The sequence below is a fragment of the Amycolatopsis sp. NBC_00345 genome (assembly GCF_036116635.1).
Classification (GTDB): domain Bacteria; phylum Actinomycetota; class Actinomycetes; order Mycobacteriales; family Pseudonocardiaceae; genus Amycolatopsis.
In genome coordinates, this window is record NZ_CP107995.1 from 2,001,638 (window position 1) to 2,027,680 (window position 26,043).

At 68.7% G+C, this 26,043-nt stretch carries 25 protein-coding genes; 20 read left to right on the top strand and 5 right to left on the bottom strand.

The window, feature by feature from the left end; translation table 11 throughout:
* Complete coding sequence (locus OG943_RS08845; RefSeq protein WP_328609216.1) at positions 1 to 1,338, bottom strand: MFS transporter; 1,338 nt, start codon at positions 1,336 to 1,338, stop codon at positions 1 to 3.
* 257 nt (positions 1,339 to 1,595) lie between these two features.
* Here OG943_RS08845 and OG943_RS08850 point away from each other — a divergent pair, with 257 nt between their 5' ends.
* Genes OG943_RS08850 through OG943_RS08865 form a run of 4 tightly spaced genes read left to right on the top strand, consistent with a single transcriptional unit; the run spans position 1,596 to position 5,135 of the window.
* A complete protein-coding gene (locus OG943_RS08850; protein WP_328609217.1) occupies positions 1,596 to 2,240 on the top strand; it encodes an RraA family protein in 645 nt (214 codons plus the stop codon).
* Positions 2,240 to 3,307 (top strand): D-2-hydroxyacid dehydrogenase, encoded by a 1,068-nt coding sequence (locus OG943_RS08855; protein ID WP_328609218.1) that lies wholly within the window; start codon positions 2,240 to 2,242, stop codon positions 3,305 to 3,307. The genes OG943_RS08850 and OG943_RS08855 overlap by 1 nt, the downstream gene beginning before the upstream one ends.
* A gap of 14 nt (positions 3,308 to 3,321) precedes the next feature.
* Positions 3,322 to 4,092 carry an SDR family oxidoreductase gene (locus OG943_RS08860; RefSeq protein ID WP_328609219.1) on the top strand — a complete coding sequence of 257 codons (771 nt, stop codon included), beginning with the start codon at positions 3,322 to 3,324 and terminating at the stop codon, positions 4,090 to 4,092.
* 14 nt (positions 4,093 to 4,106) lie between these two features.
* Positions 4,107 to 5,135, top strand: a complete 1,029-nt coding sequence (locus OG943_RS08865; protein ID WP_328609220.1) for an L-idonate 5-dehydrogenase — start codon at positions 4,107 to 4,109, stop codon at positions 5,133 to 5,135.
* A gap of 14 nt (positions 5,136 to 5,149) precedes the next feature.
* On the opposite strand, the gene OG943_RS08870 is transcribed toward OG943_RS08865, so the two are convergent.
* Entirely contained in the window at positions 5,150 to 5,887 is a 738-nt protein-coding gene (locus tag OG943_RS08870) for a 3-keto-5-aminohexanoate cleavage protein (RefSeq protein WP_328609221.1), read from the bottom strand.
* Positions 5,888 to 5,958: 71 nt separating this feature from the next.
* Here OG943_RS08870 and OG943_RS08875 point away from each other — a divergent pair, with 71 nt between their 5' ends.
* The 9 genes from OG943_RS08875 (at position 5,959) to OG943_RS08915 (ending at position 16,496) form a co-directional block, all read left to right on the top strand.
* Entirely contained in the window at positions 5,959 to 6,504 is a 546-nt protein-coding gene (locus tag OG943_RS08875) for a CGNR zinc finger domain-containing protein (RefSeq protein WP_328609222.1), read from the top strand.
* Positions 6,505 to 6,630: 126 nt separating this feature from the next.
* Positions 6,631 to 7,662 carry a LacI family DNA-binding transcriptional regulator gene (locus OG943_RS08880; RefSeq protein WP_328609223.1) on the top strand — a complete coding sequence of 344 codons (1,032 nt, stop codon included), beginning with the start codon at positions 6,631 to 6,633 and terminating at the stop codon, positions 7,660 to 7,662.
* Positions 7,663 to 7,732: 70 nt separating this feature from the next.
* Positions 7,733 to 9,421: a ribulokinase gene (gene araB, locus OG943_RS08885; RefSeq protein ID WP_328609224.1), complete on the top strand. Its 1,689-nt coding sequence runs from the start codon at positions 7,733 to 7,735 to the stop codon at positions 9,419 to 9,421.
* Positions 9,421 to 10,107: an L-ribulose-5-phosphate 4-epimerase gene (locus OG943_RS08890; protein ID WP_328609225.1), complete on the top strand. Its 687-nt coding sequence runs from the start codon at positions 9,421 to 9,423 to the stop codon at positions 10,105 to 10,107. Before araB ends, OG943_RS08890 begins: the two co-directional genes overlap by 1 nt.
* Entirely contained in the window at positions 10,104 to 11,597 is a 1,494-nt protein-coding gene (gene araA / locus OG943_RS08895) for an L-arabinose isomerase (protein ID WP_328609226.1), read from the top strand. The genes OG943_RS08890 and araA overlap by 4 nt, the downstream gene beginning before the upstream one ends.
* Before the next feature lie 16 nt (positions 11,598 to 11,613).
* The gene (chvE, locus tag OG943_RS08900) at positions 11,614 to 12,738 is read left to right on the top strand and encodes a multiple monosaccharide ABC transporter substrate-binding protein (protein ID WP_328609227.1); all 1,125 of its coding nucleotides are present in this window, start codon (positions 11,614 to 11,616) and stop codon (positions 12,736 to 12,738) included.
* Positions 12,735 to 14,264, top strand: coding sequence for a multiple monosaccharide ABC transporter ATP-binding protein (gene mmsA, locus OG943_RS08905; protein ID WP_328609228.1), 1,530 nt, complete (start codon positions 12,735 to 12,737; stop codon positions 14,262 to 14,264). The genes chvE and mmsA overlap by 4 nt, the downstream gene beginning before the upstream one ends.
* Positions 14,261 to 15,490: a multiple monosaccharide ABC transporter permease gene (mmsB, locus tag OG943_RS08910; RefSeq protein ID WP_328609229.1), complete on the top strand. Its 1,230-nt coding sequence runs from the start codon at positions 14,261 to 14,263 to the stop codon at positions 15,488 to 15,490. Before mmsA ends, mmsB begins: the two co-directional genes overlap by 4 nt.
* Before the next feature lie 67 nt (positions 15,491 to 15,557).
* Positions 15,558 to 16,496, top strand: a complete 939-nt coding sequence (locus OG943_RS08915; protein ID WP_328609230.1) for a DUF222 domain-containing protein — start codon at positions 15,558 to 15,560, stop codon at positions 16,494 to 16,496.
* Between the two features lie 158 nt (positions 16,497 to 16,654).
* On the opposite strand, the gene OG943_RS08920 is transcribed toward OG943_RS08915, so the two are convergent.
* A complete protein-coding gene (locus tag OG943_RS08920) occupies positions 16,655 to 17,938 on the bottom strand; it encodes an IS4 family transposase (RefSeq protein WP_328612033.1) in 1,284 nt (427 codons plus the stop codon).
* Between the two features lie 587 nt (positions 17,939 to 18,525).
* Here OG943_RS08920 and OG943_RS08925 point away from each other — a divergent pair.
* Positions 18,526 to 18,795, top strand: coding sequence for a hypothetical protein (locus OG943_RS08925; protein ID WP_328609231.1), 270 nt, complete (start codon positions 18,526 to 18,528; stop codon positions 18,793 to 18,795).
* Here the strand turns inward: OG943_RS08925 and OG943_RS08930 are convergent.
* Positions 18,773 to 19,627, bottom strand: coding sequence for an alpha/beta hydrolase (locus OG943_RS08930; RefSeq protein WP_328609232.1), 855 nt, complete (start codon positions 19,625 to 19,627; stop codon positions 18,773 to 18,775). The two genes, OG943_RS08925 and OG943_RS08930, sit on opposite strands and share 23 nt — an antisense overlap.
* Positions 19,624 to 20,850, bottom strand: coding sequence for a metal-dependent hydrolase family protein (locus OG943_RS08935; protein ID WP_328609233.1), 1,227 nt, complete (start codon positions 20,848 to 20,850; stop codon positions 19,624 to 19,626). The genes OG943_RS08930 and OG943_RS08935 overlap by 4 nt, the downstream gene beginning before the upstream one ends.
* A 94-nt stretch (positions 20,851 to 20,944) precedes the next feature.
* Here OG943_RS08935 and OG943_RS08940 point away from each other — a divergent pair, with 94 nt between their 5' ends.
* The 6 genes from OG943_RS08940 to OG943_RS08965 all read left to right on the top strand — a co-directional run bounded on the left by OG943_RS08940 (position 20,945) and on the right by OG943_RS08965 (position 25,946).
* Positions 20,945 to 21,520 carry a TetR/AcrR family transcriptional regulator gene (locus tag OG943_RS08940; protein ID WP_328609234.1) on the top strand — a complete coding sequence of 192 codons (576 nt, stop codon included), beginning with the start codon at positions 20,945 to 20,947 and terminating at the stop codon, positions 21,518 to 21,520.
* Positions 21,521 to 21,568: 48 nt separating this feature from the next.
* Positions 21,569 to 22,165, top strand: a complete 597-nt coding sequence (locus tag OG943_RS08945) for a TetR/AcrR family transcriptional regulator (RefSeq protein WP_328609235.1) — start codon at positions 21,569 to 21,571, stop codon at positions 22,163 to 22,165.
* 71 nt (positions 22,166 to 22,236) lie between these two features.
* Positions 22,237 to 23,052 carry an SDR family oxidoreductase gene (locus OG943_RS08950; RefSeq protein WP_328609236.1) on the top strand — a complete coding sequence of 272 codons (816 nt, stop codon included), beginning with the start codon at positions 22,237 to 22,239 and terminating at the stop codon, positions 23,050 to 23,052.
* Between the two features lie 23 nt (positions 23,053 to 23,075).
* On the top strand, positions 23,076 to 24,299 hold the full coding sequence (locus OG943_RS08955) for a cytochrome P450 (protein WP_328609237.1): 1,224 nt from the start codon (positions 23,076 to 23,078) through the stop codon (positions 24,297 to 24,299).
* Between the two features lie 180 nt (positions 24,300 to 24,479).
* On the top strand, positions 24,480 to 25,505 hold the full coding sequence (locus tag OG943_RS08960; protein ID WP_328609238.1) for an NADP-dependent oxidoreductase: 1,026 nt from the start codon (positions 24,480 to 24,482) through the stop codon (positions 25,503 to 25,505).
* 87 nt (positions 25,506 to 25,592) lie between these two features.
* Entirely contained in the window at positions 25,593 to 25,946 is a 354-nt protein-coding gene (locus tag OG943_RS08965) for a VOC family protein (RefSeq protein ID WP_328609239.1), read from the top strand.
* Positions 25,947 to 26,043: the final 97 nt, after the last annotated feature.

Sequence of the window (26,043 nt, forward strand, 5' to 3'; positions counted from 1 at the left end):
TCAGCCGGCTGCCAGCGGCTGGCCCTTGGTCTCGCGCAGGAACGCGATGGAGACCAGGGTGATCAGGGCGGTCAGGATCGAGGCGAAGGCCGGGACCAGGCTGGACCCGGTGGACTTGATGAGCGCGGTCATCACCAGCGGGGCGCTGCCGCCGAAGATGACGGTCGAGATGTTGAAGCCGATGCTGTAGGCCGAATACCGCACGGTGGTGGGGAACATTTCGGCGAGCACGGTGTGGACCACCGCGGCGTGCCCGGAGAAGGCGATCGCGAGCACGACGGTGGCGATCGCCGCGAGCGCGAACGTGCCGGTGGTGATGAGCAGGAACATCGGGTAGGACACGACGGCCATCGCGACCGCCGAGACGGTGAGCACGGGCTTGCGGCCGACCCGGTCGGACAGGCGGGCCATCAGCGGGATGCAGATGACGATGGCGATCAGGCTGAACGCGGTGACGGCGAGCGCCGGCAGCATGGAGAAGTTGTGCCCTTCGCCGAGCGACGTCTTCAGGTAGGTCGGCATGTACACGAACAGCAGGTAGTACCCCGGGCCGTTCAGCGCGGGCAGGAAGATCGTGAGCGCGATCGCCTTCAGGTGGCGCCGCGAGGTGAACGTCGTCTTCAACGGGTTGCGCGGGACGCTGTTGCGCTCGCGCAACGCCTGGAAGTGCGGGGTTTCCTCCAGCCGGCGGCGGATGTAGAAGCCCACGTAGCCGAGGGGGACCGCCAGCAGGAACGGGAGGCGCCACGCCCAGGACGTCATGGTGCTGTCGCCGAGCGCGGTGATGAGGATGGCGGAGAAGACGCTGCCGAACATCAGCGCGACGAACGAGCCGACGGCGATGAAGCTCATCGCGAAGTTGCGCCGCGGGGTCGGCGCGTACTCGCCGACGAAGGACATCGCGCCGGCCACCTCCCCGCCGGCCGAGAAGCCCTGGAGCACCCTGAGCGCGACCAGCAGGACGGGGGCGGCGACGCCGATCATCGCGTGCGAGGGGATGAGGCCGATCGCGGCGGTCGAGGCGGAGATGAGCACCAGCAAGGCGGCCAGCAGCGACTTCCGGCCCAGCCGGTCGCCGAGGTACCCGCAGATGATGCTGCCGAACGGGCGCGCGATGAAGCTGACGAGGAAGCCGACGTTGGTGAGCAGCAGCCCGCCGGCGCCGGCTTCGCCCATGATGTTGATTGCCAGGTACGTCCCCAGCAGTCCGTAGATCCCGTAGTCGTACCACTCGACGAAGGAGCCGATCGCGCCCGCGATGGTGGCTTTCCGGACGACCTGCCCGGAGGGCGCAACGATGTCGACCGCTGGAGGGCCGAGCTGATCTGACGTGGTCATGAGTTCACCTTCGGTGTCGCGGACCCCGGGGAACGGTGTCCTGCCATCGTGCGCTGACCGCGGTCGGTGCCGGTAGCCACTCCATGTGACGGAGTGCGACCCGCATCGCAGATGAGACTAGATTCTCATTTTGAGGCGGTCAACCCTCTGCGTTAATGACCAGGTCAACTTTGGTTAGGGTCTTGTTTCCGGGCGATGACGAAGGCACAATCGCCACGACGAAACGAGAACGTATTCGCATTTCGAGACCGGACGGGATGGACTCAGTGACCCAGGACAACGTGCGCGTGGGCAGGGAGTGGGAGCGCGTCGAGGAGAGCGTGCTGGAGCGGTTCCGTGAGCACTCCGTGGCCAATCTCGGCGACGCCCTCGACCGCCTCAACATCGTCGACGGCGGCATCGTGCCGACCTGGAGCGGGGCGAAGGCGGTCGGCTCGGCGCTGCCGGTGCTCACCGTCGCCGGCGACAACAAGGCCGTGATCGCCGCGCTCGACCACATCCGGCCCGGGGACATCCTCGTCATCAACGCCTTCGGCTACGAAGGCCGCGCGATCGTCGGCGACAACCTGGCCCAGCGGTTCGCCGCGTTCGGAGCCGCCGGTGCGGTGATCGACGGCTACGTCCGGGACGGCGCGATCATCAAGGACCTCGGCGTCCCCGTCTTCGCCCGCGGGCTCACCCCGGCCGGCCCGTTCAAGAACGGGCCGGGCACGATCGGCGAACCGGTCGCCATCGGGGGCGTGGTCGTGCACCCCGGGGACATCGTCGCGGCCGACGACGACGGCGTGATCGTCATCCCGCAGCACCGCGTCGAAGAGGCCCTCACGGCGGTCAAGGAGATCGTCGCCCGCGAGGCGCGGCTGGACGCCGAGGTGGCCGAGCTGCGGAGCCGGCCGGCCTGATGGGAACCGAGGCCCACACACCGAACCGGCTCCGGGTCGCGGTCGCCGCGCCGTTGTCCGAGGCGAACCGCGCCCGCATCCGCGAACTGGAACCCCGTGTCGACTTGGCGCTCGACCACGACCTCCTGCCGCCGATGCGCTGGCCCGCCGACTTCGCCGGCGACCCGTCCTGGCGGCGGACGCCCGGGCAGCAGCGCGCTTACGAGGCGGCCATCGACTCGGCCGACGCCCTCTACGGCATTCCCGACGTCGATCCCGCGGCCCTGGCGCGAGCGGTCCGCTCGAACGACCGGCTGCGCTGGGTGCACACGATGGCCGCCGGTGGTGGCGGCCAGGTCCAGGCGGCCGGGCTCACCGCCGGCGAGCTCGAACGCGTTGTCTTCACCACCTCCGCGGGGGTGCACGGGGGACCGCTCGCCGAATTCGCCGTCTTCGGCGTGCTCGCCGGGGCCAAGAGCCTGCCGCGGCTGAACCGCCAGCAGCGTGACCGCGAGTGGAGCGGCCGGTGGACGATGAAGCAACTCGTTGACCAGACGGTGCTCGTGCTCGGCCTCGGCGGGATCGGCCGGGTCGTCGCGCGGAAGCTCCACGCGCTCGGCGTGACGGTGGTCGGGGTGAGCCGGCGCCAGGTCGCCGTCGAGGGGGTGGCCCGGGTCGTCCATCCCGACCGGCTGACCGAGGTGGCCCCGGACGTCGACGCCGTGGTGAACACCCTGCCCGGCACCGCGGCGACCGGGCACCTGCTCGGCCGCCGGGTGTTCGATGCCCTCCGGCCCGGCGCCACCCTGGTGAACGTCGGCCGCGGCAGCGTCGTCGACGAAGCCGCCTTGATCGACGCACTCGAGTCCGGACAGATCGGGTTCGCTGCCCTCGACGTCTTCGAAACAGAGCCACTGCCCGTCGACAGTCCACTCTGGACCCATGGGAACGTGCTGGTGAGCCCGCACACCGCCGCGCTCGACGTCGCGGAGGACCGCCGCATCGCGGAACTGTTCGCCGCCAACGCCACGCGCCTGCTCGACGGCGGTAGCCTGCTGAACCGCGTGAACACCCTCGAGTTCTACTGACCAGGAAAGAAAACATGCCTTCAGTCTTCGACCTCACCGGCCGCGTCGCCCTGGTCACCGGTTCGAGCCGCGGGATCGGGCTCGCCATCGCCGAGGGGCTCGCCGACGCCGGGGCCACGATCGTGCTCAACGGCCTCGACCCGGCCCGGCTGGAAGACACGCGCGCGAGGCTGGCCCAGCGGTTCGGCGACGACCGGATCGCGGCCCGGGCGTTCGACATCGTCGAGGAAGCCGCGGTGGCCGCGGCCGTCGAGTCGATCGAGACCGACGTGGGCGCGATCGACGTGCTCGTCAACAACGCCGGGATCCAGCACCGCGAACCCCTGCTCGAAGTGAGCCTCGCGGACTGGCGGCGTGTGGTGGACATCGACCTCACCGGCGCCTTCCTGGTGGGCCGCACGGTCGCCGCGCGGATGCTGCCGCGCCGGGCCGGGAAGATCGTCAACATCTGCTCGGTGCAGACCGACCTGGCCCGGCCGACCATCGGCCCGTACACCGCGGCGAAGGGCGCGCTGCGCAACCTCACGCGGGCGATGACCGCGGAATGGGCCGGCGACGGGCTGCAGGTCAACGCGATCGCACCCGGGTACATCCACACCGAGATGACGCAGAACCTGGTGGACGACGAGGAGTTCAACAGCTGGATCCTCGGCCGCACCCCGGCTCGCCGCTGGGGGACGGTGGCCGACCTGGTCGGTCCCGCGGTGTGGCTGTCCTCCCACGCGTCGGACTACGTCAACGGACAGGTCATCTTCGTCGACGGCGGCATGACCGTCGTCGTCTGAGAACGGAGCAGCACATGACAACCACCACCGCCGTGGTCGCCCACGCCGCCGACGACCTGCGCGTCGAGCCGATCGCCGTCCGCGCGCCGGGGCCGGCCGACGCCGTGGTCGCCATCGCCTACGGCGGCATCTGCGGGTCGGACCTCCACTACTGGCGTCACGGCGCCGTCGGCGAATCCGTCCTGCGCGCGCCGATGGTGCTGGGGCACGAAGTGGCCGGGACCGTCACGAGCGCCGCGGCCGACGGGACCGGACCGGCCGCCGGCACCCCGGTCACCGTCCACCCGGCCACACGTGAGCCGACCGGCGTCCGGTTTCCGGAGAACAGCCCCAATCTTTCGCCCGGGGTGCGTTATCTCGGTTCGGCCGCACGGTTTCCCCACACCGAGGGCGCCTTCGCCCGCGAGGTCGTGCTTCCGGCGACGATGCTGCGTGCCCTGCCCGCCGGCCTCGACCTCCGTGCCGCGGCGCTCGCCGAACCGGCCAGCGTCGCCTGGCACGCCGTTTCGCAGGCCGGAGACCTGCGAGGCAAACGCGTACTCGTGGTCGGGAGCGGCCCCATCGGCGCACTGGCCGTGGCCGTCGCCCACCGAGCCGGCGCGGCCGGGATCGTGGCGGTCGACGTGCACGACAAGCCGCTCGAGATCGCGGCCGCCGTCGGAGCCACGCGAGTGCTCAAAGCCACCGACGCCGAGGCCATCGCCGCGGTTGATGCCGACGTCGTGATCGAGTCCTCCGGCCACCACCGCGGCCTGGCCTCCGCCATCGCCGGCGCCACCCGCGGCGGCACGGTTGTCCTGGTCGGGATGCTGCCGCGAGGCGACCAGCCGGTACCGGTGGCGTCGGCGATCACGCGGGAGCTGCGGCTCGTCGGTTCGTTGCGCTTCAACGACGAGATCGACGAGGTGATCACGGCGCTCGCCGACGGCTCACTGAAGATTGACCCGGTCGTCACCCACGTCTTCCCGGTCGAGGAGGCTTTGACGGCCTTCGCGACGGCCGCTGACGCCTCGGTGTCCGGCAAGGTGCTTCTCGCTTTCTGACCTTCTTCGGCAGCTCAGTCCTGCCGGGCGAGGATGGCGGCCGCGGCCGCGACGAGTTCGGCGTTTCCGGTGGTGACGCGGCCGTCGGGCAAGGTGTGGGTGTCTTCGATGCCGGTGCGGATGCCGTGGCCCCGCGCCGCCGCGCGCCGGCTCACCGCCCACGAGGCGGCGCCGATGCCGTGGTGGAGCTGCTCCAGCGAAACCCCGGCCTTGGCCAGGATGGACTCCATCGCCGCCGCGGTCGCCAGGGCTTCCTCGGGATCGAGGACCAGCGCCTCGACCGCGACCCGCTCGTACCGCGAATACGCGCCTCGCGCGACGAATGTTTCCGCGTCGCTGATGGACAGAACGCAGGCTTCGACACCGACGCCGCGCCGGATCAGCAGCTCGCTCAGCTCGGTGATGCCGTCTTCTCCCTGATTGGCGGGGATCAGGTCGGGCAGGTCGGTCCACGCCGCGACCGTCGCGTAGCGGGCGTCCGGGTCCGGCTCGATCGCGGCGAAGGTCGTCATGGAGATCGGGATGTCCGGGCAGGCCCGCCGGATCGCGCGCAACGTGCGGGACACCGGCCCCGCCGCGAGCGTCTCCTCACCGTTGTCGTCGAACGCGTGCGCGTGGAGCATCGTCGCGCCGGCGGCGACCGAAGCCGCCGCGTCGGCGGCGATTTCGTCGGGAGTCTTCGGCATCGCGGGATGGGTGCTGTCGCCGTTGAGCGCGGCTTGCAGGGCCGGCGGCCCCGGGTGTGTTGTCATCGGCCTCACGTCTCGTCATGGTTAAACTGGAGTTTCAAACCTGACCCTAGCGGAAGTGTGCTGACGTGCAAGTGATCCTGGACGACTACGTGTGGTCCGCGGGGGTGGCGACCGACCTGGTGAACACCGCCGCGCTGGTCTGGAGCGACGGTCACGACCGCCTCCCCGATACGGCCGCGCTCCGGGAATTTCTGGCCGACCACGGCTTGCCTCCGCTCGGTGCCGACGGTGCGGCCGCCGATCGTGAGCTAGTCGCGGTCCATCGTCTACGCGATCGGCTTCGCGCCGTGCTGGAGCACCCCGAACCGGCCCGCGCCACCGATCTCGCCGCGGCTGCCGGGACCCTCACCATCAGCGCGCCTGAGCGGAGCTGGTCGCTCACGGTCCCCGACGGCACCCCGCCACGCGCGTTGCTGAGCACGGTCGCCGGCGCCGGCGTTCTCGGCGCCCTGCTCCATCTCGGGCCCGAGCGCTTCCGGCGGTGCGAAGCCGGTTGCCTGGGGTTGTTCATCGACACCAGCCGGGCCGGGCGACGCCGCTTCTGCATGCCTCGCCTGTGCGGAAGCCGGGTCAACGCGGCGAACTACCGCGCCCGGCAACGGAACACCCACTCCTGAATTGACTGACGCGGAGCCGGCCCAGCCGTGACAGGACCGTGACTGGAGGCCGGTTGACTCTCCCGGTGTTATCGCTAACACTGCTTTCGGTCCTCAAGCCCGGGGACGGCGTGGTGGAGGGGTGCGATGGCGAATCAGGTTCCTCCGGCCAAGCCGGCCGTGGCCCGGCCGCCGAGCTTGGCCGACGTCGCGGCCGCGGCCGGGGTGTCGCACATGACGGTGTCCCGGGTCGTCAACGGCACGGGTCCGGTGGGTCCGGACACCCGCGCGCGGGTGCAGTCCGCGGTGGAGAAACTCGGTTACCGGCCCAATTCCGCCGCGCGGGCGCTGGCCACCGGCCGGACCGGGGTGCTGGGCGTGGTCGCGCTGGAGTCCAATTTGTACGGACCGGCCAGCACGCTGTACGGCATCGAGCACGCGGCCCGTCAGTCCGGGTACTCGATCACCATCTCGAGCGTCAGCCGCCCTCGGCGGTCGTCGATCGCGGACGCTGTGGAGAGCCTGCGGCGCCAGGCGGTCGAGGGGATCGTGGTGATCGCCCCGCACGTGACGGCCGGGGCGGCGCTGGCCGCGGCGCCGTCCGACCTTCCGGTGGTGGCGGTCGGCGGCGGTGAGGCGGCGCCGGTGCCGGTCATCTCGGTGGACCAGTACGACGGGGCGCGCCGGGTCACCGAGCACTTGCTCGCACTGGGGCACCGCACGGTCTGGCACGTCGCCGGGCCCGAGGACTGGCTGGAGGCACTGGACCGGGAACGCGGCTGGCGGGAAACGCTGGCACGGCACGACGCGCCCGTGCCGCGGGTGTTCCGCGGTGATTGGAGCGCGCGCTCGGGTTACGAGGCGGGCCGGGCCCTGGCCGGGGAAAAGGGCGTCGACGCGGTCTTCGCGGCCAATGACCAGATGGCGCTGGGGTTGCTGCGCGCGTTTGCCGAGGCGGGGGTCTTCGCGCCGCAGCACGTGCATGTCGCCGGGTTCGACGACGTGCCCGAGGCCGCGTACTACTCGCCCCCGCTGACCACGGTCCGCCAGGACTTCATCGAGCTCGGCCGCCGGACGTTCGATCTGCTCTCCCAGCGGATCGACGGCGGTGGTGATCCCGGGGTGCGGCAGCTCGTCGTGCCCGAACTGATCGTGCGTGACAGCACCGGGCCCAGGTAACAGCTTTGACGACCGGCTTCGGCCGAGTTTCGCAGGTCGTGAATGTTAGCGCTAACAGTCAGGAGTCGGGATGGCGGACGAGGCACCGGTGCCACCGGCCGGCCCGCTCGTGGTCGGGGTGGACTTCGGCACGCTGTCCGGGCGGGCGGTGGTGGTCCGGGTGGCCGACGGCGCCGAGCTGGGCAGCGCGGTGACGGAGTACCGGCACGGCGTGATCGACGAGGTGCTGCCGTCGACCGGGCGGGAGTTGCCGCCGGAATGGGCGTTGCAGGTGCCCGCGGACTATCTGGACGTGCTGCGCATCGCGGTGCCGGCGGCGCTGGCCGCGGCGGGCGCCGACCCGGCCGACGTGATCGGCATCGGCACCGACTTCACCGCCTGCACGGTCGTTCCGGCCACTGTGGACGGTACGCCGCTGTGTGAACTGGCCGAGTTCGCAGACAACCCGCACGCCTATGTGAAGCTCTGGCGCCATCACGCCGCGCAGCCGCAGGCGGACCGGATCACCGCACTGGCCCGGGCACGCGGGGAGAAGTGGCTGCCGCGCTACGGCGGGCTGATCTCGTCGGAGTGGGAGTTCGCCAAGGCGTTGCAGGTGTTCGAGGAGGCGCCGGAGGTCTACGCCGCGATGGCGTGCTGGGTCGAGCTGGCCGACTGGATCGTCTGGCGGCTCACCGGCAGTTACGTCCGCAACGCGTGCACCGCCGGGTACAAGGGGATCCTGCAGGACGGCGAGTACCCGAGCCGGGATTTCCTGGGTGAGCTGGCGCCGGGTTTCGAAGGGTTCGTCGCGGAGAAGCTCGAGCAGCCGCTGGGCCGGCTGGGCGACCGCGCGGGCGGCCTCACCGCCGAGGCCGCGGAGTGGACCGGCCTGCCGGCGGGGATCGCGGTCGCGGTCGGCAATGTCGACGCGCACGTCACCGCGCCGGCCGCGCGGGCGGTCGAGCCGGGCCAGCTGGTCGCGATCATGGGCACCTCGACCTGTCACGTGCTCAACGGGGCCGAACTGCGTGAGGTGCCCGGCATGTGCGGGGTGGTCGACGGCGGGATCGTGGCCGGGCTCTGGGGTTACGAGGCCGGGCAGAGCGGCGTGGGCGACATCTTCGGCTGGTTCGCCGAGCATGGTGTGCCGAAGTCCTATGTGGAGGAAGCCCGGGCCGCGGGGGAGTCGGTCCACGAGCTGCTCACCCGGCGGGCCGCGCGGCAGGAGATCGGTGAGCACGGGCTGCTCGCGCTCGATTGGCACAGCGGCAACCGTTCGGTGCTGGTCGACCACGAGCTGTCCGGGATGGTGCTGGGCCAGACCCTGGCGACGCGCGCCGAGGACGTCTACCGCGCCCTCTTGGAGGCCACCGCGTTCGGCACCCGGAAGATCGTCGAAACGTTCATCGCCGCGGGCGTTCCGGTCACCGAGCTGATCGTCGCCGGTGGCCTGAAGCGGAACCCGCTACTGATGCGGATCTACGCCGATGTGCTGAACCTGCCGCTGTCGCTGGTCGGTTCGGAGCAGGCGCCCGCGCTCGGGTCCGCGATCCACGCCGCGGTGGCCGCGGGAGCGTATCCGGAGGTCCGGTCCGCGGCCGCCGCGATGGGCTCTGCCCGCCCGGTGGCCTATCGGCCGGATCCGGCGAACGTGGCTGCCTACAACGAGCTTTATGCCGAGTACACGGCGTTGCACGACTACTTCGGACGGGGCGGCAACGACGTCCTGCACCGGCTCGCCGCGCGCCGTCGCGCCGTCGCGAAAGGACGGTCCTGATGTCCCTGACCGACGAGGTCCTCGACACCGTCGCCGAACTGCGCCAGACCGTTTCCGACCTGCACGGGGAACTGACGCGTAACGCTTTGGTGATCTGGACCGCGGGGAACATCTCGGCGCGGGTGCCGGGGCGCGAGCTGATGGTGATCAAGCCGTCCGGGGTGGCCTACGACGAACTCTCCGCGGACACGATGGTGGTCACCGATCTGCACGGGAGGCTGGTGCACGGCGACCTCGCGCCGTCTTCGGACACCGCCGCGCACGCCTATGTCTACCGGGAGATGCCGGAGGTCGGCGGGGTCGTGCACACGCATTCCACCTATGCCACGGCGTGGGCGGCGCGCGGTGAGCCGATCCCGTGTGTGCTCACCATGATCGCCGACGAGTTCGGCGGGGCGGTCCCGGTCGGCCCGTTCGCGCTGATCGGTGACGACTCGATCGGCCGCGGCATCGTCGAAACCCTGCGGGCGGGGCGCTCGCCGGCGGTGCTGATGCGCAACCACGGGCCGTTCACCGTGGGCCGCACCGCGCGTGACGCGGTGAAGGCGGCGGTGCTGGTGGAGGACGTCGCCCGCACCGTCCACAAGGCATTCGAGCTGGGCACCCCGGCCCCGCTGGCGCCGGCGGACGTGGACCGGCTCTACGCGCGTTACCAGAACGTCTACGGGCAGCGAGGAGAACGATGAAACCCCAGCTCTGGTTCCTCACCGGCAGTCAGGCGCTGTACGGCGAGGAAACGCTGGACCAGGTCGCCGGGCAGTCCCTGGAGATCCAGCGGATGCTGGCTTCGTCCGGCGGGCTTTCCTGCGAGCTGGCCGGCAAGCCGGTGCTGACCGAGGCGGCCGCGATCCGCCGGGTGCTGCTGGAGGCGAACGCCGATCCCTCGTGCGTGGGCGTCATCACCTGGATGCACACGTTCTCGCCGGCGAAGATGTGGATCACCGGGCTGGCCGGGCTGCGGAAACCGTTGCTGCACCTGCACACCCAGCTCAACGCGGCGTTGCCGTGGCAGTCCATCGACATGGACTTCATGAACCTGAACCAGGCCGCGCACGGCGACCGCGAGTTCGGCTTCATCCAGACCCGGCTTGGGCTGGCCCGCAAGACCGTCGCCGGGCACGCGGCCGACCCGGCGGTGGTGCGGCGGATCGACGAGTGGGCGAGGGCGGCCACCGGCGCGGCGCATCTGCGTTCGCTGAAGCTGGCCCGGTTCGGTGACAACATGCGCGACGTCGCGGTGACCGAGGGGGACAAGGTCGAGGCCGAGCTGCGGTTCGGGGTGTCGGTCAACGCCTACGGGGTGGCCGAGCTGGCCGAGCGCGTCGACGCATCGTCCACTGTGGACGTCGATGAGCTGGTGGCGCGGTACGCCGACGAGTACGTCCTGGCGCCGGAACTCGCGTCCGGTGGGGAGCGGTACGAGGCCCTGCGTTACGCCGCGCGGATCGAGCTGGGCTTGCGCTCGTTCCTCACCGAGGGCGGGTTCGGCGCGTTCACCACGAACTTCGAGGATCTCGGCCCGCTGCGGCAACTGCCGGGGCTGGCGGTGCAGCGGCTGATGGCCGAGGGCTACGGGTTCGGCGGCGAAGGGGATTGGAAGACCTCCGCGTTGCTGGCCGCGGTCAAGGCGATGGGCCGCGGCAGCGATCGCGGCACCTCGTTCATGGAGGACTACACCTACCACTTCGGCCCGGGTGAGCCGAGGATCCTCGGCGCGCACATGCTCGAGGTGTGCCCGAGCATCGCGGCGGCGCGGCCGTCGTGCGAGATCCACCCGCTGGGCATCGGCGGCCGGGAAGACCCGGTGCGGCTGGTCTTCGACGCCGCGCCCGGGCCCGGCGTGGTGGCCGGACTGACCGACCTCGGGGACCGGTTCCGGCTGGTGGTCAACGAGATCGAGGTCGTCCCGCCGGACGCGCCGCTGCCGAACCTGCCGGTCGCGCGGGCGGTGTGGCGGCCGTCGCCGTCGCTGTCGACGTCGGCCGAGTCGTGGATCACCGCGGGCGGCCCGCACCACACCGTGCTGACCCAGGCGGTGGGCAGCGCGACCTTGCACGACTTCGCCCACCTGCTCGGGGTGGAACTGCTCGCCATCGACTCCGCGACCACCACCGCCGCGTTCGCCGACCGGATTCGCTGGAACCAGGCCTATTACCGGCTCGCTCAGGGCTTCTAGGGAAGGAGCACGAACAATGAAGTTCATCCGAGGGATCGCCGCGACCACCGGCGTCGCGGCCGCGCTCGCGCTGTCCGCGTGCGGTTCGAGCGTCAAGACCACCGACGAACAGGCCTCCGGGAGTGCCGCGGGCGCGCTGGTCGGGGTGACCATGCCGACCAAGTCGTCCGAGCGCTGGATCCACGACGGCGACAACGTCAAGTCCGCGCTGGAGAAGCTGGGCTACAAAGTGGACCTGCAGTACGCCGAGAACGACATCCCGACCCAGGTGAACCAGATCGAGAACCAGATCACCAAGGGCGCCCGGCTGCTGGTGATCGCCCCGATCGACGGCACCGCGCTCAGCACGCAGCTGCAGGAGGCCGGGGACAAGAAGATCCCGGTCATCTCCTACGACCGGCTGCTCCTCAACAGCCCGAATGTCGACTACTACGCCACCTTCGACAACTTCAAGGTCGGGGTCGAGCAGGCGACGTCCCTGCTGACCGGGCTCGGCCTGAAGAAGGCCGACGGCAGTGACGGCGAGGCCAAGGGGCCGTTCAACATCGAGCTGTTCGGCGGCTCGCCGGACGACAACAACTCGTCGTACTTCTACAACGGGGCGATGTCGGTGCTCAAGCCGTACCTGGACAAGGGCACGCTGGTGGTGAAGAGCGGGCAGACCACGTTCAGCGTGATGGCGATCCTGCGCTGGGACCCGGCCACCGCGCAGCGGCGGATGGAAGACCTGCTCACCAAGACCTACACCGGCGGCGCGAAGGTGCAGGGCGTGCTTTCGCCGTATGACGGGCTTTCGATCGGCATCCTGTCCGCGCTCAAGGGCAACGGCTACGGCACCGCGGGCCAGCCCTATCCGGTGGTGACCGGGCAGGACGCCGAGGTCGCCTCGGTCAAGTCGATCATCGCGGGGGAGCAGTACTCGACGGTCTTCAAGGACACCCGCAAGCTCGCGGACGTCACGGTGAAGATGGCCGACACCGTGCTCAAGGGCGGCAAGGCGCAGGTCAACAACACCGCCGACTACAACAACGGCAAGAAGGTCGTCCCCGCGCAGCTGCTGCAGCCGGTGGTGGTGACCAAGGACGACTACCAGCGGCAGCTCGTCGACTCCGGCTACTACACCGCGGACGAGCTGAAATGACCGAGCTGCTCGCCATGCGCGGCATCACCAAGACCTTCCCCGGCGTCCGCGCGCTCGCCGATGTCACCCTGTCGGTGCGCAAGGGCGAGGTGCACGCGATCTGCGGGGAGAACGGCGCGGGCAAGTCGACCCTGATGAAGGTGCTTTCCGGCGTCCATCCACAGGGGACATACGACGGCGAGATCGCCTTCGCCGGGCGGCCGTGCGCGTTCGGCTCGGTCCGTGACAGTGAGCGGCAGGGGATCGTGATCATCCACCAGGAGCTCGCGCTCTGCCCGCAGCTCTCGATCGCGGAGAACATCTTCCTGGGCAACGAAAGGGCGAAGCGAGGCTGGCTCGACTGGAACCGGACCAACCACGAGGCCGCCGCGCTGCTGAAACGGGTCGGCCTCCGGGAGAGCCCGGTGACCCCGGTGGTGGACCTCGGCGTCGGCAAGCAGCAGCTCGTGGAAATCGCCAAGGCACTGTCCAAAGAGGTCGGCCTGCTGATTCTCGACGAGCCCACCGCGGCGCTGAACGACGAGGACTCGGCGCACCTGCTGGGCCTGATCCGCGGCCTGCGGGACGAGGGGGTGACGTCGGTGATCATCTCGCACAAGCTGGGCGAGGTGATCGACATCGCGGACACCATCACGATCCTGCGTGACGGCCGGACCGTCGAAACCTTCCCCGCGGCCGAAGCGACCGAGGAGCGCATCATCACCGGCATGGTCGGGCGCGACCTCGAGCACCGGTTCCCGCCGCGGCAGCCGGAGATCGGCGAGGAGGTGCTGCGGATCGAGGACTGGACCGTGCACAGCCCGGTGGTCGCCGGCCGGGTCGTGGTCGACCACGCCAATCTCACCTTGCGGCGCGGGGAGATCGTGGGGCTGGCCGGGCTGATGGGCGCGGGCCGGACCGAGCTCGCGATGAGCGTGTTCGGCCGGTCCTACGGCCGGGACATCTCGGGCACGGTCTACAAGAACGGTGTCCCGGTCCGGCTCCGGTCCGTCCGGGAGGCGATCGGGGCGGGCCTCGCGTACGCGACCGAAGACCGCAAGTACTACGGGCTCAACCTCGTCGAGGACATCCGGCGCAACGTCTCCGGGGCGGCGCTGGGCAAGCTCGCCGCCCGTGGCTGGGTGAACGAGCACGAGGAGCACCGGGTCGCCGAGGGATTCCGCCGTGACATGAACATCAAGGCGCCCGGCGTGGCCACGCCCACGGGGCAGCTCTCCGGCGGCAACCAGCAGAAAGTCGTGCTGGCCAAGTGGATCTTCGCCGATCCGGACGTGCTGATGCTGGACGAGCCCACCCGCGGCATCGACGTCGGCGCCAAGTACGAGATCTACACGATCATCAACGAGCTGGCCGCGCGGGGGAAGGCCGTCCTGGTCATCTCCTCCGAGCTGCCGGAGCTGCTCGGCCTGTGCGACCGGATCTACGCCCTGTCCGCCGGCCGGATCACCGGCGAGGTGCCGGCCGCGGCGGCGACCCAGGAACGGCTGATGCAGCTGATGACCCAGAACGGGAGCAGGACCCCATGACCACGACCGAAACCGGCGCGCCGGTGGTTGTGCCGCCCGCGCGGAAGCCTCGGCGGCGGCTGCGCTTCAACCCGCGCCAGGGCGGCATCTACGTCGCGTTCGCGCTCATCCTCGTGCTGTTCGAAGTGCTCACCGGCGGCGCGCTGCTGGAACCGCAGAACATCTCGAACATCATCGTCCAGAACTCCTACGTGCTGATCCTCGCGGTCGGGATGATCCTGGTGATCATCTCCGGGCACATTGACCTCTCGGCCGGGTCGGTGGTCGCGATGACGGGTGCCGTGTCGGCGGTGCTGATGGTGAACTGGCACCTGCCGTGGGGCGTCGCCGTGGTGGTGACGCTGGCGGTCGGCGCGGCGATCGGCGCGTTCCAGGGCTACTGGGTGGCGTACTTCGGCATCCCGGCGTTCATCGTGACCCTGGCCGGGATGCTCGGCTTCCGCGCGCTGACCCTGACCGTGCTGGGGAACCAGGGGATCGGGCCGTTCCCGGACGCGATCCGGACCCTGTCCAACGGCTTCACCGGCGGCTGGCTGGGCAACGTCGGCCTCGGCCCGCTCGGCGGCGCGGACCTGGTGAGCCTGCTGATCGGGGTGGCCGCGGTCGCCGGGATCGTGGTGACCCGGTGGCGCAAGCGCCAGGCGCTCCTCGGCTACGGCCAGGTGGTCGACCCGCTGCCCGTGTTCGTCCTGAAGATCGCCGGCGCCGCGGTGATCGTGCTGGCGGTCGTGGTGCAGCTGGCGCGGTTCAAGAACCTGCCGTGGGTGCTGATCCTGCTCGCCGTGCTCGTGCTCGGCTACTCGCTGGTCGCCGGGAAGTCGGTGTTCGGGCGGCACGTCTACGCCATCGGCGGCAACCGGCAGGCGGCGATGCTTTCCGGGGTCCGGGTCAAGTCGGTGACGTTCTGGATCTTCGTGAACATGGGGGTGCTCGCCGCGCTCGCCGGGATCATCTTCGCCGGGCGCCTCAACCAGGCCGGCCCGACCGCGGGCGTGAACTTCGAACTCGACGCGATCGCCGCCGCGTTCATCGGCGGCGCCGCGGTGCAGGGCGGCGTCGGCAAGGTCGTCGGCGCGATCACCGGCGGGCTGATCATGGCCGTGATCAACAACGGCATGTCCCTGATCGGCTCACCGAGCGAGCGTGTCATGTTGGTCAAGGGCGCCGTTTTGCTGGCTGCGGTCGCCTACGACATCTGGACCAAACGGCGTGCGGCGGCCCGCTGATATGGGAGATGTTTTGTTCACTCGATTTGGTGAGGTTTTTGGTGGATGGTGTCGGTAAAATTGTGAGGTGAGTTGTTATGAGGATGCTTCTTCCGATGTTTTGTCTCGGATTCATGAACGGGCCGTCCGGGTGGCGCAGCTGGAGGCCGAGCAGGCCGCTGATGTCGCATTGTTCGCGGCGACAGGCGGGTCTGCCCGGTCCGTGGCGGCCGAGCTGGCGTTGGAGTTGTCGGTGACAGAGCGGCGCGCCGGGGCCGATGTCGCGTTGGCACAAGCATTGACAACCCGGTTACCGGCGACGTTCGCAGCATTCCGACGTGGAGAGATCGACGCTTTCAAGGCGCGGATGGTATTCGAGCCGACCATTGCCCTGTCCGATGAGATGGCCGGTCAGGTTGATGCGATTGTCGCGTCGCGGTTGGCGGGGAAGAATCCGTCGTCGTTGCGGGCTGCGGTGAATCGGGTGGTGCAGAAGGTGGATGCCGAGGGGTATGAGCGAAGATCCCGCGCGCGACGGCGCGACCGTAACGTCTGCTTGATTCATCAGGACGAGACGATGTCCACCTTGCTGTGCGACCTGCCCGTCGAACAGGCATCGGCGATCTACACCTCCCTCGACCAGGAAGCCCGGAGGCTCCGTCGCGGCGACGAAGACCGGGCACTGGACCAGTTGCGCGCGGATGTCCTGGTCGATCGGCTGCTGAACCGGTCACCGGGTGACAGTGGCATCAAGCCCGTGATCTACCTCTACGTGGACCTTGTGACGCTGGCCGGGTTGAACGAGGAGCCCGCCGAGTTGTCGGGTTGTGGCACTGTTCCGGCGTGGCTGGCGCGGGAGCTTGCGGCGGATTCGAATGCGGTGTGGCGGCGGATCGTCACCGAACCTGACACCGGGCAGGTCCTCAGTGTCGGCCGGACCCGTTACCGGCCACCGGCGGCGCTCGCTGACCTGGTGCGGGTGCGGGACCGGGTGTGCCAGCACCCGGGATGTCATCAATACCACTAAGTTAAGCCGCTGGAGGCTGTAGGGTAATGGTCGGCGGGCCGGCGTGTCGGATGCTGTGGTCGGTGGGTTTTTTGACTCTGTAGCGGTTGTATCTGAGTCTCCTGAGGGCGCGTGGGTTTGTTCGGTGTCGCCGCGGCCGGTGGCGACGTTCAAGAATTTCAGTCGTCGTCTCCGCGCGTGCCTTTTTCAGTTTTTGAGGGGGAAAAAGCCGCCTGGCTTGTGACCTGGCGGCGGATGACGCGGAGAGTGCGCATGAACGACAATCGGTCGGGATCGACATCGGCTTCGTCGGCAGCCCGGCACATGAGCGCCCGTATGCTGTAGTGAGTCAGCAGCAACGCCCATATTTCTTGCCTGACCATCTCCGGCGATTGAGACCTCAGCACTCGCCCTGGCCCGCGTTGATGAGTCTTGACCTCATCAAGCAGGCTTTCGTACTCCCAACGCTCACTATAGGCAGTAGCTAACTCGATAGCAGGTATGTCTTCAGGGTCGAGTATTGAGGTGATCAGGCGAATGGTGTCATGTTCCTCGGTTCGCTCACGGTCGGGAATCTCGTATTCGACGACACGCACCACCATGGCCTGAGTCGTGTGCGGCATGGCACCGTCTCGGATCCGTGTGAGGATTTCCTTCTTGTGGTAGTTGCGTAATTTCGGCGGGAACACGGCCGAGAGGTAGGAACCGTCCGGCAGGACACGCGCGACCGGCAGCAGAAGATCCGACTTCACCCGCCACAGGGCATCGGCGCCGGTCTCGAGCGTCTCCTGCCAGGCAGGGAAGCTGTAGAAGCTGCGGTCGGCGGTGATGAGCATGTCTGCCTCGAACGAGCGGGTCAGCTCCTTGGCCAGGGTAGTCTCTCCGACAGGCGCACCGCCAAGCGCGGCATCGACGAGGACATGTGAGCCGCATTCGCCAAGCCCGACGACCCGCACGATCGGGTAGGCACTCGCATTCGGACCGTTGTTGGACCGATCAAACTCGGCGACGTTGGCCGCAGTGTCCGGAATATTCAACGCGCACCCGTCAATCGACATCAACCGCCACGATCTCAGCCATGCGCCTTTCGTGCCCGGGCCCGCCACGGGAACCGCTATATCCTCGAACAACTCCCGCAACGGCTCATCGCCCAAACGCCGCCGAGCCTGAGTGATCGCCGAGGTCGAAGGAACATGCCACGAATCCGACCACGATCTCATATCCTTCAAAGATCCCACGAGCTTACGCATCACTTCCTCGTAGTCATCATCGAAGAACAAGCACATCGCCATACAAAAACGAACCATCACATGGGCTGGCAACAGTCGAGATCGCTGCTCGCGACGCCCAGTTCTATTCAGCACGTCCTCAATGAAATCTCTCGGCACCACATCAGCCAAGACCCCCAGTGAAATCCGGTCCGTCAACCGAACGCCCGCTCCACCGTTTCCCAGCAATTTCACATGCCCAGTTCGACTCACCACTCAATACTACTCAATCCCGATACCCAAGGAAAGCAATTGCCAGGCGTGTTGCCCAATCATTTCCACTGCGCAGACACCCTTAACTTAGTGGTATTGGGGATGTCATCGCCCGTCGCAGGACAGCGATATCGACCATACCCGCGACTTCGCGAGAGGCGGCCACACCGCCGAAGACAACCTGGGCCCGCGCTGCCGACGACACCACCGCCTCAAAGACGAACCAGACTGGTCCTTCACTTCAGCACCCGGCGGTCAAGGCACCATCACCACCCCGACGGGGCGGGTGTATGCGACAAAACCGCCGCCACTGCACGAAAGCCGAGTCAGGGACGCCACCGGTGACACCGGGACCGGGCACGAAGCAGCCGCCTGACCCCGGCGACGAACAGGGCCACCTCGCGCGCCACATCAAACGTGGCACCAGAGGAAACCACGTAGGGTCCCTCCCGCACCTCACTCCACGACAACACGCGCCCCGCCCAGCCCTACTGAGAAAACCGGCGAATGGCGAGGGCGAAGCGGATCTCCACTTTCCAGTCCTTGAGGGGAAGGGGCAACACTTGTAAGTGTCCTTTGTGGAGCTCCTGGGCGTCCGCGAAGCGGGGTACGACGGCGACGTCGCCGTTCTCGGTGGCAAGCTGGACGGCGCCCCACCGGTAGACCAGCACCGAGCTGTCCGCGAGGTCGCCGAACCGGAGCCGGGCGCGTCCGGCCAGCCGGTGCCGCGGGTGGCAGACGGCGATGATCCCGGACTTCCCGATCCGGACCGGCCGGACCTCGTCACCCGGCGGGTTGGCCAGGAGGAAACCGGCCTTACCGGGCCCAGCAAGTCCTGAGGTAGCTGAGGAACGAGGCCTGCAGACCGGTCACGTGCGTTTCGCGCAGGACCGCGCTGGTGACGGCTCCGCCGCGTGAGGTGAGGCGGTGCAGGAGGGTGGCCGTGTTCTTCGCGAGGTTTTGGTAGATGGCCAGGTCTCCGAGCAGCTCTTGGTCGTTGAAGGTCACGTGAAGCTTGGCGGCAGGCAGGCCTTCACCAAGCTCTCGGAGCTGAGCGAAGACTTGACTGTCTTCGCCGACAACGCCGGGGCTGCCCGCTCCGATGCTCTCGAAGAGCGTGTTGCCGGTGAGCCAGGCGTAGAGACTGAAGAGTCCGCCGTAGGAGTAGCCGAAGAGGCCGTGACCGCTCGCGGCCGTGCCGTAGTCGCGTTCGATCCGCGGGTGCAGTTCCGCGGTGAGGAAGCCCAGGAACGCGTCGGCGCGGGTGTCGCGTAATTCGGCGAGGTAGGCGTCGGCTTCCTCGCGGGTCGTCGCGCCCGTTTGAAGTCCCAGCTCCACGGCATCGATGAACTCCTTGGCGATGGGCTCGCCGGGCGGCACGAGGTCCCTGTTGCGCAGCCGTGCCCAGTGCTGTGCTTCCTCGCCCGCGTAGCCGACGCTGACCTGGATGTAGGGCTGGATCTTCTGCATGGGGTCCAGCTGGGTGACGACGAGCGGAGCCGTCATGCCCACGGCCCAGTTGCCGTCGAGCACATACACGACGGGCGCTTGTGACGTGGCGGGGTCGTAGCGCGGTGGCGTGGTGACCCAGACGCCGTAGTCGTGCCCACCGCTGGAACGCAGCTCGAAGTAGTCGGTGTCGGCGAGGCAGCCCTGCCACATAGTGTTCATCGGAGGTCCTTCACAACACGTCCGGCTTGGACGACGAGTACGGCGTTGACGGGGTCGGAGAAGAGCTTCGGATCTTCGAGCGGATTGCCTTTCCAGAGCACGAAGTCTGCCTGCAGCCCGGGAGCGATGACCCCCACCTGGCCGGAAAGGCCGAGGATCTCGGCGTTGGTCTTCGTGGCCGCCACGAGAGCTTCCATCGGCGTCTCGAGCTCTGCGCGTAACGTGAGCTCTTCGCCTCGACGGTTCTGCGCCGGGCCGATGAGATCGGAACCCAGCCCGATCCGCACTCCGGCCTCCTTGGCGACGGCGAGCGCCTCGGTCATCCGCTCACGAACACCCAGCACACGATCGCGGGTCGACTCGCCGAGGCCGGCTCCGGCGGTGTCGTGCAGCAGTTGCTCGACGACCGCGAACGTGGCCACCAGGTCGACCCCGCGAGTGGCCATCAGGATGGCCGTGGACTCATCGAGGTCGGTGCCGTGCTCGACACAGCGCACCCCGGCCTCGACCGCGTTCCGGATGCCTTCGTTGTTGTGGGCGTGAACCGTCACATAAGTGTGCCGTGCCGCAGCTTCTTGAACAGCGACGGCGATTTCTTCCACGGTGAACTGGGTGTCGGTCAGCCGGTCGTGCGCGCCGACCACTCCGCCGGTCACACAGAGCTTCAGGAAGGAGGCTCCGCGGCGGAAGGCTTCGCGCACGTTGCCTCGCAGCTCGTCCGCGTTGCCCGACATCATGGACAGCGCGCACAGGCCCGGAACGTGATGGCTGCTCCACAGCTCGGTGGGTTCCCAGTCGGCCCCGTAGTAGCCGTGCCCGCCGGTCTGGCACTGAACCGGTCCGCACGACAGCACGCGCGGGCCCCGGACCTTGCCCTTCGCGATCGTGGTGACGACGCCGCCGTCGATCCCGCCGGTGTCCCGGACGGTCGTGAAGCCGGCATCAAGCGCCGCGCCGGCCGTGGCGAAGATGTCGGCCGCGATCTCGGCGGCGCTGACCTGAAACGAGAACTGCGGCTGGATCGGGCTCGACAAGCCCAAGTGGACGTGAGCGTCGATCAGGCCGGGCGTCATCGTCAGCCCCCCGGCATCGAGGCGCTCGCCGGGTGCGCTGGAGGCACCGAGCCGGGCGATACGCCCGTCTTCGACGGTGACGGTGACGTCGGCGGGGTCGCGGCCCGACCCGTCGGCGACCGCCGCGCCGACCACCTGAAAACTTCCCACGAGTCGTTCCCTCCGCCGGTGCGAGCTGACTGCGACCATGGGTGACGCGCCACGGCGCCGCCAGTCGCTCTTTTCCAATGGATAAACTGTGGGAGTGATCCTGTCAAGCTCGGAACGCAAGGGCGACGCACGCGAGCGTCTCCTGGCCCGGCTTCTCGACGCCTTCGATGAGGCCCTTCCCTCGCCGGAGGTGTCGCTCCGTGAGGTCGCCGCCCGGGCCGAGACCAGCCACGCCCTCCTGCGATACCACTTCGGGTCACTCTCGGGCGTCTTGGTGGCCATGCTCGAGGCGCAGCGATCCCGTGACAACGAGACGCTTTTCGCGGCCGCCCGCCACGGCACCTTCGACGACCTCGTCGTGGCAATCTGGCGGGCCTACACCCGTCCGGAACAGCTGTCGCGTATCCGTGGCTTCTTTCACGTCGTAGGACTGGCCGCGTACAGCCCAGAGGACTTTCGTGAGTTCATCGACTCGCTCGACGACCTGACCAAGATGCTGGCCTCGCTCGCGGAACGCGAAGGGCTCGACGCCAAGGAAGCCCTGACCATGGCGACCGTCGCCGTTGCCGCGATGCGTGGCCTGCTCTTGCGGGAAGTTCTGACTCCAGGTGCCCACTCGGAGGACGCGGTCGCCTTGATCCTGCGCATGTCCCACCGCCGCGAAGAGTGAACTCCATCCAATGTTGCACGCCGTCCAGAGTTTTCGTACAGTGATGGAGTGGAGCACGACGAAGTCCTCGGCTTGCGGGAGCGCAAGAAGCTCGAAAGCTGGCGGTCCATCCGGGCCGCCGGGCTGCGCCTGATCGAGGAGCGCGGCTACGAAGCCGTGAGCGTTGACGAGATCGCCGCGGCCGCGAACGTCTCGCGCAGCACGTTGTTCAACTACTTCGCGTCCAAGGAAGCCATCGTCTTCGACCCGGACCCGCAGCAGCTTCAGATCTGGAGATCCCTGATGCGCGACCGCCCGGCTGACGAGCCGCTGTGGTCGTCGTTGCGGGAAATCTTTCTCCGGTACCTGTCCACGTTCTCCGATCGGGTGGCGGTGCAGAAGCGGCTCAAGGCGGCGTCACCGGCCTTGGCCGGATCCGCCCGCGACCACAGCGAACGCTTTGTCGCCGACCTGCGCGAGTGGGTCGCGTCCCGCACGCCGCCCGGTGAGGAGGCACGGAGCACCCTGCTGGTCAACGTCGCCTCGGCGGTGATGGCCACGGCCTACACGATGTGGTCGCCCGACGACGGCTTCGATCGCCTGCTCGAACTCGCCCGGGACAACTTCGCGCAGACGAGCCACGGACTGGGGCCGGCCGGGGACTGATCCCGGGCCGGCCCCGAAACCCCATTCCCTGATCAGCGCCGCGCGTGCCGCGGCGCGGAAGGAACACGTCCATGAGCAAGACCTGGTTCATCACCGGTGCTTCGCGCGGCTTCGGCCGCAACTGGACCGAGGCGGCGCTGCAGCGTGGCGACAAGGTCGCCGCGACCGCCCGTGACATCGACACCCTGAAAGACCTGGCCGACTCCTACGGCGACGCGATCCTGCCCATCGCGCTCGACGTGACCGATCACGCCGCGGCGACCGCCGCGGTCGGCCAGGCGCATGCCCACTTCGGCGGGCTCGACGTCGTGGTGAACAACGCCGGTTACGGGCACTTCGGGTTCCTGGAAGAGGTCACCGAGGCCGAGGCCCGCGCCCAGCTCGAAACGAACGTCTTCGGCGCCCTCTGGGTCACCCAGGCGGCGATCCCGCTGATGCGGGAGCAGGGCTCCGGCCACATCGTGCAGATCTCCAGCATCGGCGGCGTGGCCGCGTTCCCCGGCCTGGGCCTCTACCACGCCTCGAAGTGGGCGCTCGAAGGCTTTTCCGAAGCGCTGTCGTACGAAGTCGCGCCCTTCGGCGTCAAGGTCACCCTGATCGAACCGGGCGGCTACGCCACCGACTGGTCCGGCTCCTCGTCGGTCCGGTCCGAGCCCAACCCGGCCTACCAGGCCACCCGCGACGCCATGGACGCGCGCCGGCAGGGAAACCAGTCGCCCGGGCCGGAGGCCACCACCGCGGCCGTGCTGGCCGTCGTGGACGCCGAAAACCCGCCGCTGCGCCTGCTGCTTTCCGGCGGGGCCTACGACATCGCCCACGGTGTTTACCAGCAGCGGGTGCAGACGTGGTCGGAGTGGGAAGCCACGTCTCGTTCCGCCCAGTCCTGAAACCGTCGCAAAGGGAGGACAACATGCCGGAAAGCGAACTCGTCGACAGCACGACGCAAGTGACGTTTCCGCCGAAGCGGTACCGGTTCGGCGGGCAGGCGGAGTACGAGCGCCTGCGGGAGCAGGGGATCATCAGCAAGGTGCCCACCGTCGACGGCGGGGAGACGTGGTGGGCGACCGACCGCGCCGACGTCAAGGCGATCCTGGCCGATCGCCGGTTCAGCTCCGACCGGAGTAACCCGGGATTCCCGTTGATGCTGCGCGATCCGGAAGTCCGCCGGCAGAACCGGAACCAGCCGCCGATGATGATCAGCATGGACGGCGCCGAGCACGCGGAGGCCCGGCGGGCGGTGCTCGGCGAGTTCACCGTGAAGCGGCTGGCCGGGCTGCGGCCGAGGGTCCAGGAGATCGTGGACGGCTTCGTCGACGCGATGCTGGCCACCGAAGAGCGGTCGGCCGACCTGGTGCAGGCCCTGTCGCTGCCGGTGCCGTCACTGGTGATCTGCGAGGTGCTCGGCGTGCCCTACGCCGACCACGACTTCTTCCAGGAGCGCAGCGCGAAGGTGCTCAGCCGGACCATTTCGGCCGCCGAGCGGCAGGTGGCCGTCGACGAACTGCGCGGCTACCTCGACGGGCTGGTGACCGCCAAGGAGGCCGAGCCCGGCGACGACCTGCTCAGCCGGCAGATCGAGAAGCAGCGGGCGGAAGGCGAGGTCGACCACGAGTACATGATCGGCATCGCCATCCTGCTGCTGATCGCCGGCCACGAGACGACCGCGAACATGATCTCCCTGAGCGTCGTCGGCCTGCTGAACAACCCGGAGCAGCTGGCCGCGATCCGGGCCGACCCGGCCAAGATCCCGATGGCCGTCGAGGAGTCCCTGCGGTACTTCTCGATCGCGGACCCCATTCCGCGGGTGGCCACCGAGGACGTCGAGATCGGCGGGGTGACCATCAAGGCGGGGGAGGGTGTCATCGCCTCCGGCTACGCCGCCAACTTCGATCCCGGCGCGTTCCCCGACCCCGCCGAGCTCGACGTCGGGCGGGGCACCCGTTCGCACGTCGCCTTCGGCTACGGGCCGCACCAGTGCCTCGGCCAGAACCTCGCCCGGCAGGAGCTGGAGATCGTCTTCGGGACGCTGTTCCGCCGGATCCCCGACCTGAAGCTGGCCACCCCGGTCGAGGACATCTCGTTCAAGGTGGACGGCGCGGTCTACGGCATCCACGAGCTGCCGGTTTCCTGGTAGCGGAAAACGGCCCGGCCGGTGGGATCGACTTCCCGCCGGCCGGTTTTCGTTGGTGGGCAACCGCTTTCCGGTGGCAATGTTGTCCGACATTGACATTCCGATGCCAGGAGGGCAAGGATGATGTCGGTCGACATTGTGAGCGGTCCGGTTCTCCGGACCGGGGATGTGAGGGTTGTGCGCATGAGCGGGATCAGTGCTCGTCGGGTCGTGTTGGCGGGGCGTCCGTCCGGCTGGCCGACGCTGGACGACTTCCGGCTGGAGCGGTTCACGCTGCCGCCGGTCCCGGCGGGTGGCCTGGTGCTGCGGACGCGCTATCTCTCGCTGGACCCGTACATGCGCATGCGGATGGACGAGCACAGCGCCTACGCCGGCTCGGTCGGCCTCGGTGAGCCGATGCACGGCCAGGCGGTGGCCGAGGTTCTGCGGTCCGAGCATCCGGGCTACGCCGAGGGGGACACGGTGCTCGCCCCGACCGGCTGGGCCAGTCACGCCGTCTCCGACGGCACGGGGCTGCGCAAGCTGGACCCGTCACCGGCGCCGGTGACGACAAGCCTCGGCGTACTCGGTATGCCCGGATTCACGGCGTACAGCGGGCTGATGGTGATCGGCGTGCCGAAGCCCGGGGAAACCGTGGTCGTGGCCTCCGCGAGCGGACCGGTCGGTTCGGTGGTCGGCCAGCTGGCGAAGATCGCCGGGTGCCGGGCGGTGGGTATCGCCGGTGGCCCGGACAAATGCCGGTACGCACGCGAGGAGCTCGGCTTTGACGCGGTGGTGGACCACCGCGCGCCGGACTTCGCCGAACAACTGGCCGCCGCCTGCCCGGACGGTGTCGACGTGTACTTCGAGAACGTCGGCGGGCCGGTGTGGCAGGCGGTGCTGCCGCTGTTCAACAAGTTCGCCCGGGTGCCCTTGTGCGGCTTGATCGCGCAGTACAACGAGGCCGGTGACCGGCTCGCGGACGGTGACCTGGCGGAGACCATGCGCGTGGTGCTGACCAAGAACATGACGCTGCGCGGGTTCTTCAACACCGAGTTCGCCGAGGACCACTACGCGGAGTTCCTGCGCGTGGTGTCCGGCGGCGTCGTGGACGGGCGGATCAAGTACCGGGAAGACGTCACCGTGGGACTGGAACGGGCCCCCGAGGCTTTCCTCCGGATGTTGCGCGGCCAGAACTTCGGCAAGGTACTGGTCAAGGTGGGCGACTGAGCCGGCGGTCGGCTCCTGACCCGGGCCGCGAGGTGACGGTGTTCAAGTCTCGATATCGGTCAAGAATCGGTGAAAGGAAATCGCATCATGGCTCTGTCCGTCATCGGATTGAGTATCGACTGCTCCGACGCGATCGAGCTCGCACAGTTCTGGGCTCAGGTACTGGGCCGCCCAATCGCTGACAACCCCACCGCCGAGTCCGCAGCGGTCGAAGCAAGCGCCACGGCGACCGGTCCGCGGCTGTCGTTCCATCAGGTGCCCGAGTCGAAATCGGTCAAGAACCGGTTGCATCTGGACCTGATCACGCCGGATTTCGAGGCCGAGACCGCGCGCCTGCTTGCGCTGGGCGCTACCACGGCCCATCAGGTGGAAAAGAACGGTCGGCGGTGGACCACCTTCCTCGACCCCGACGGCAACGAGTTCGACCTGGTGGCCGGCTGAGCCTGGCCGGGGGACTGTCCTATGAGGACATCGAGTGTGGCGGACGTGCCGGGCGGCTGATACCTCGGTGTCGGCCCTTCCGGCCAAGGAGGCAACG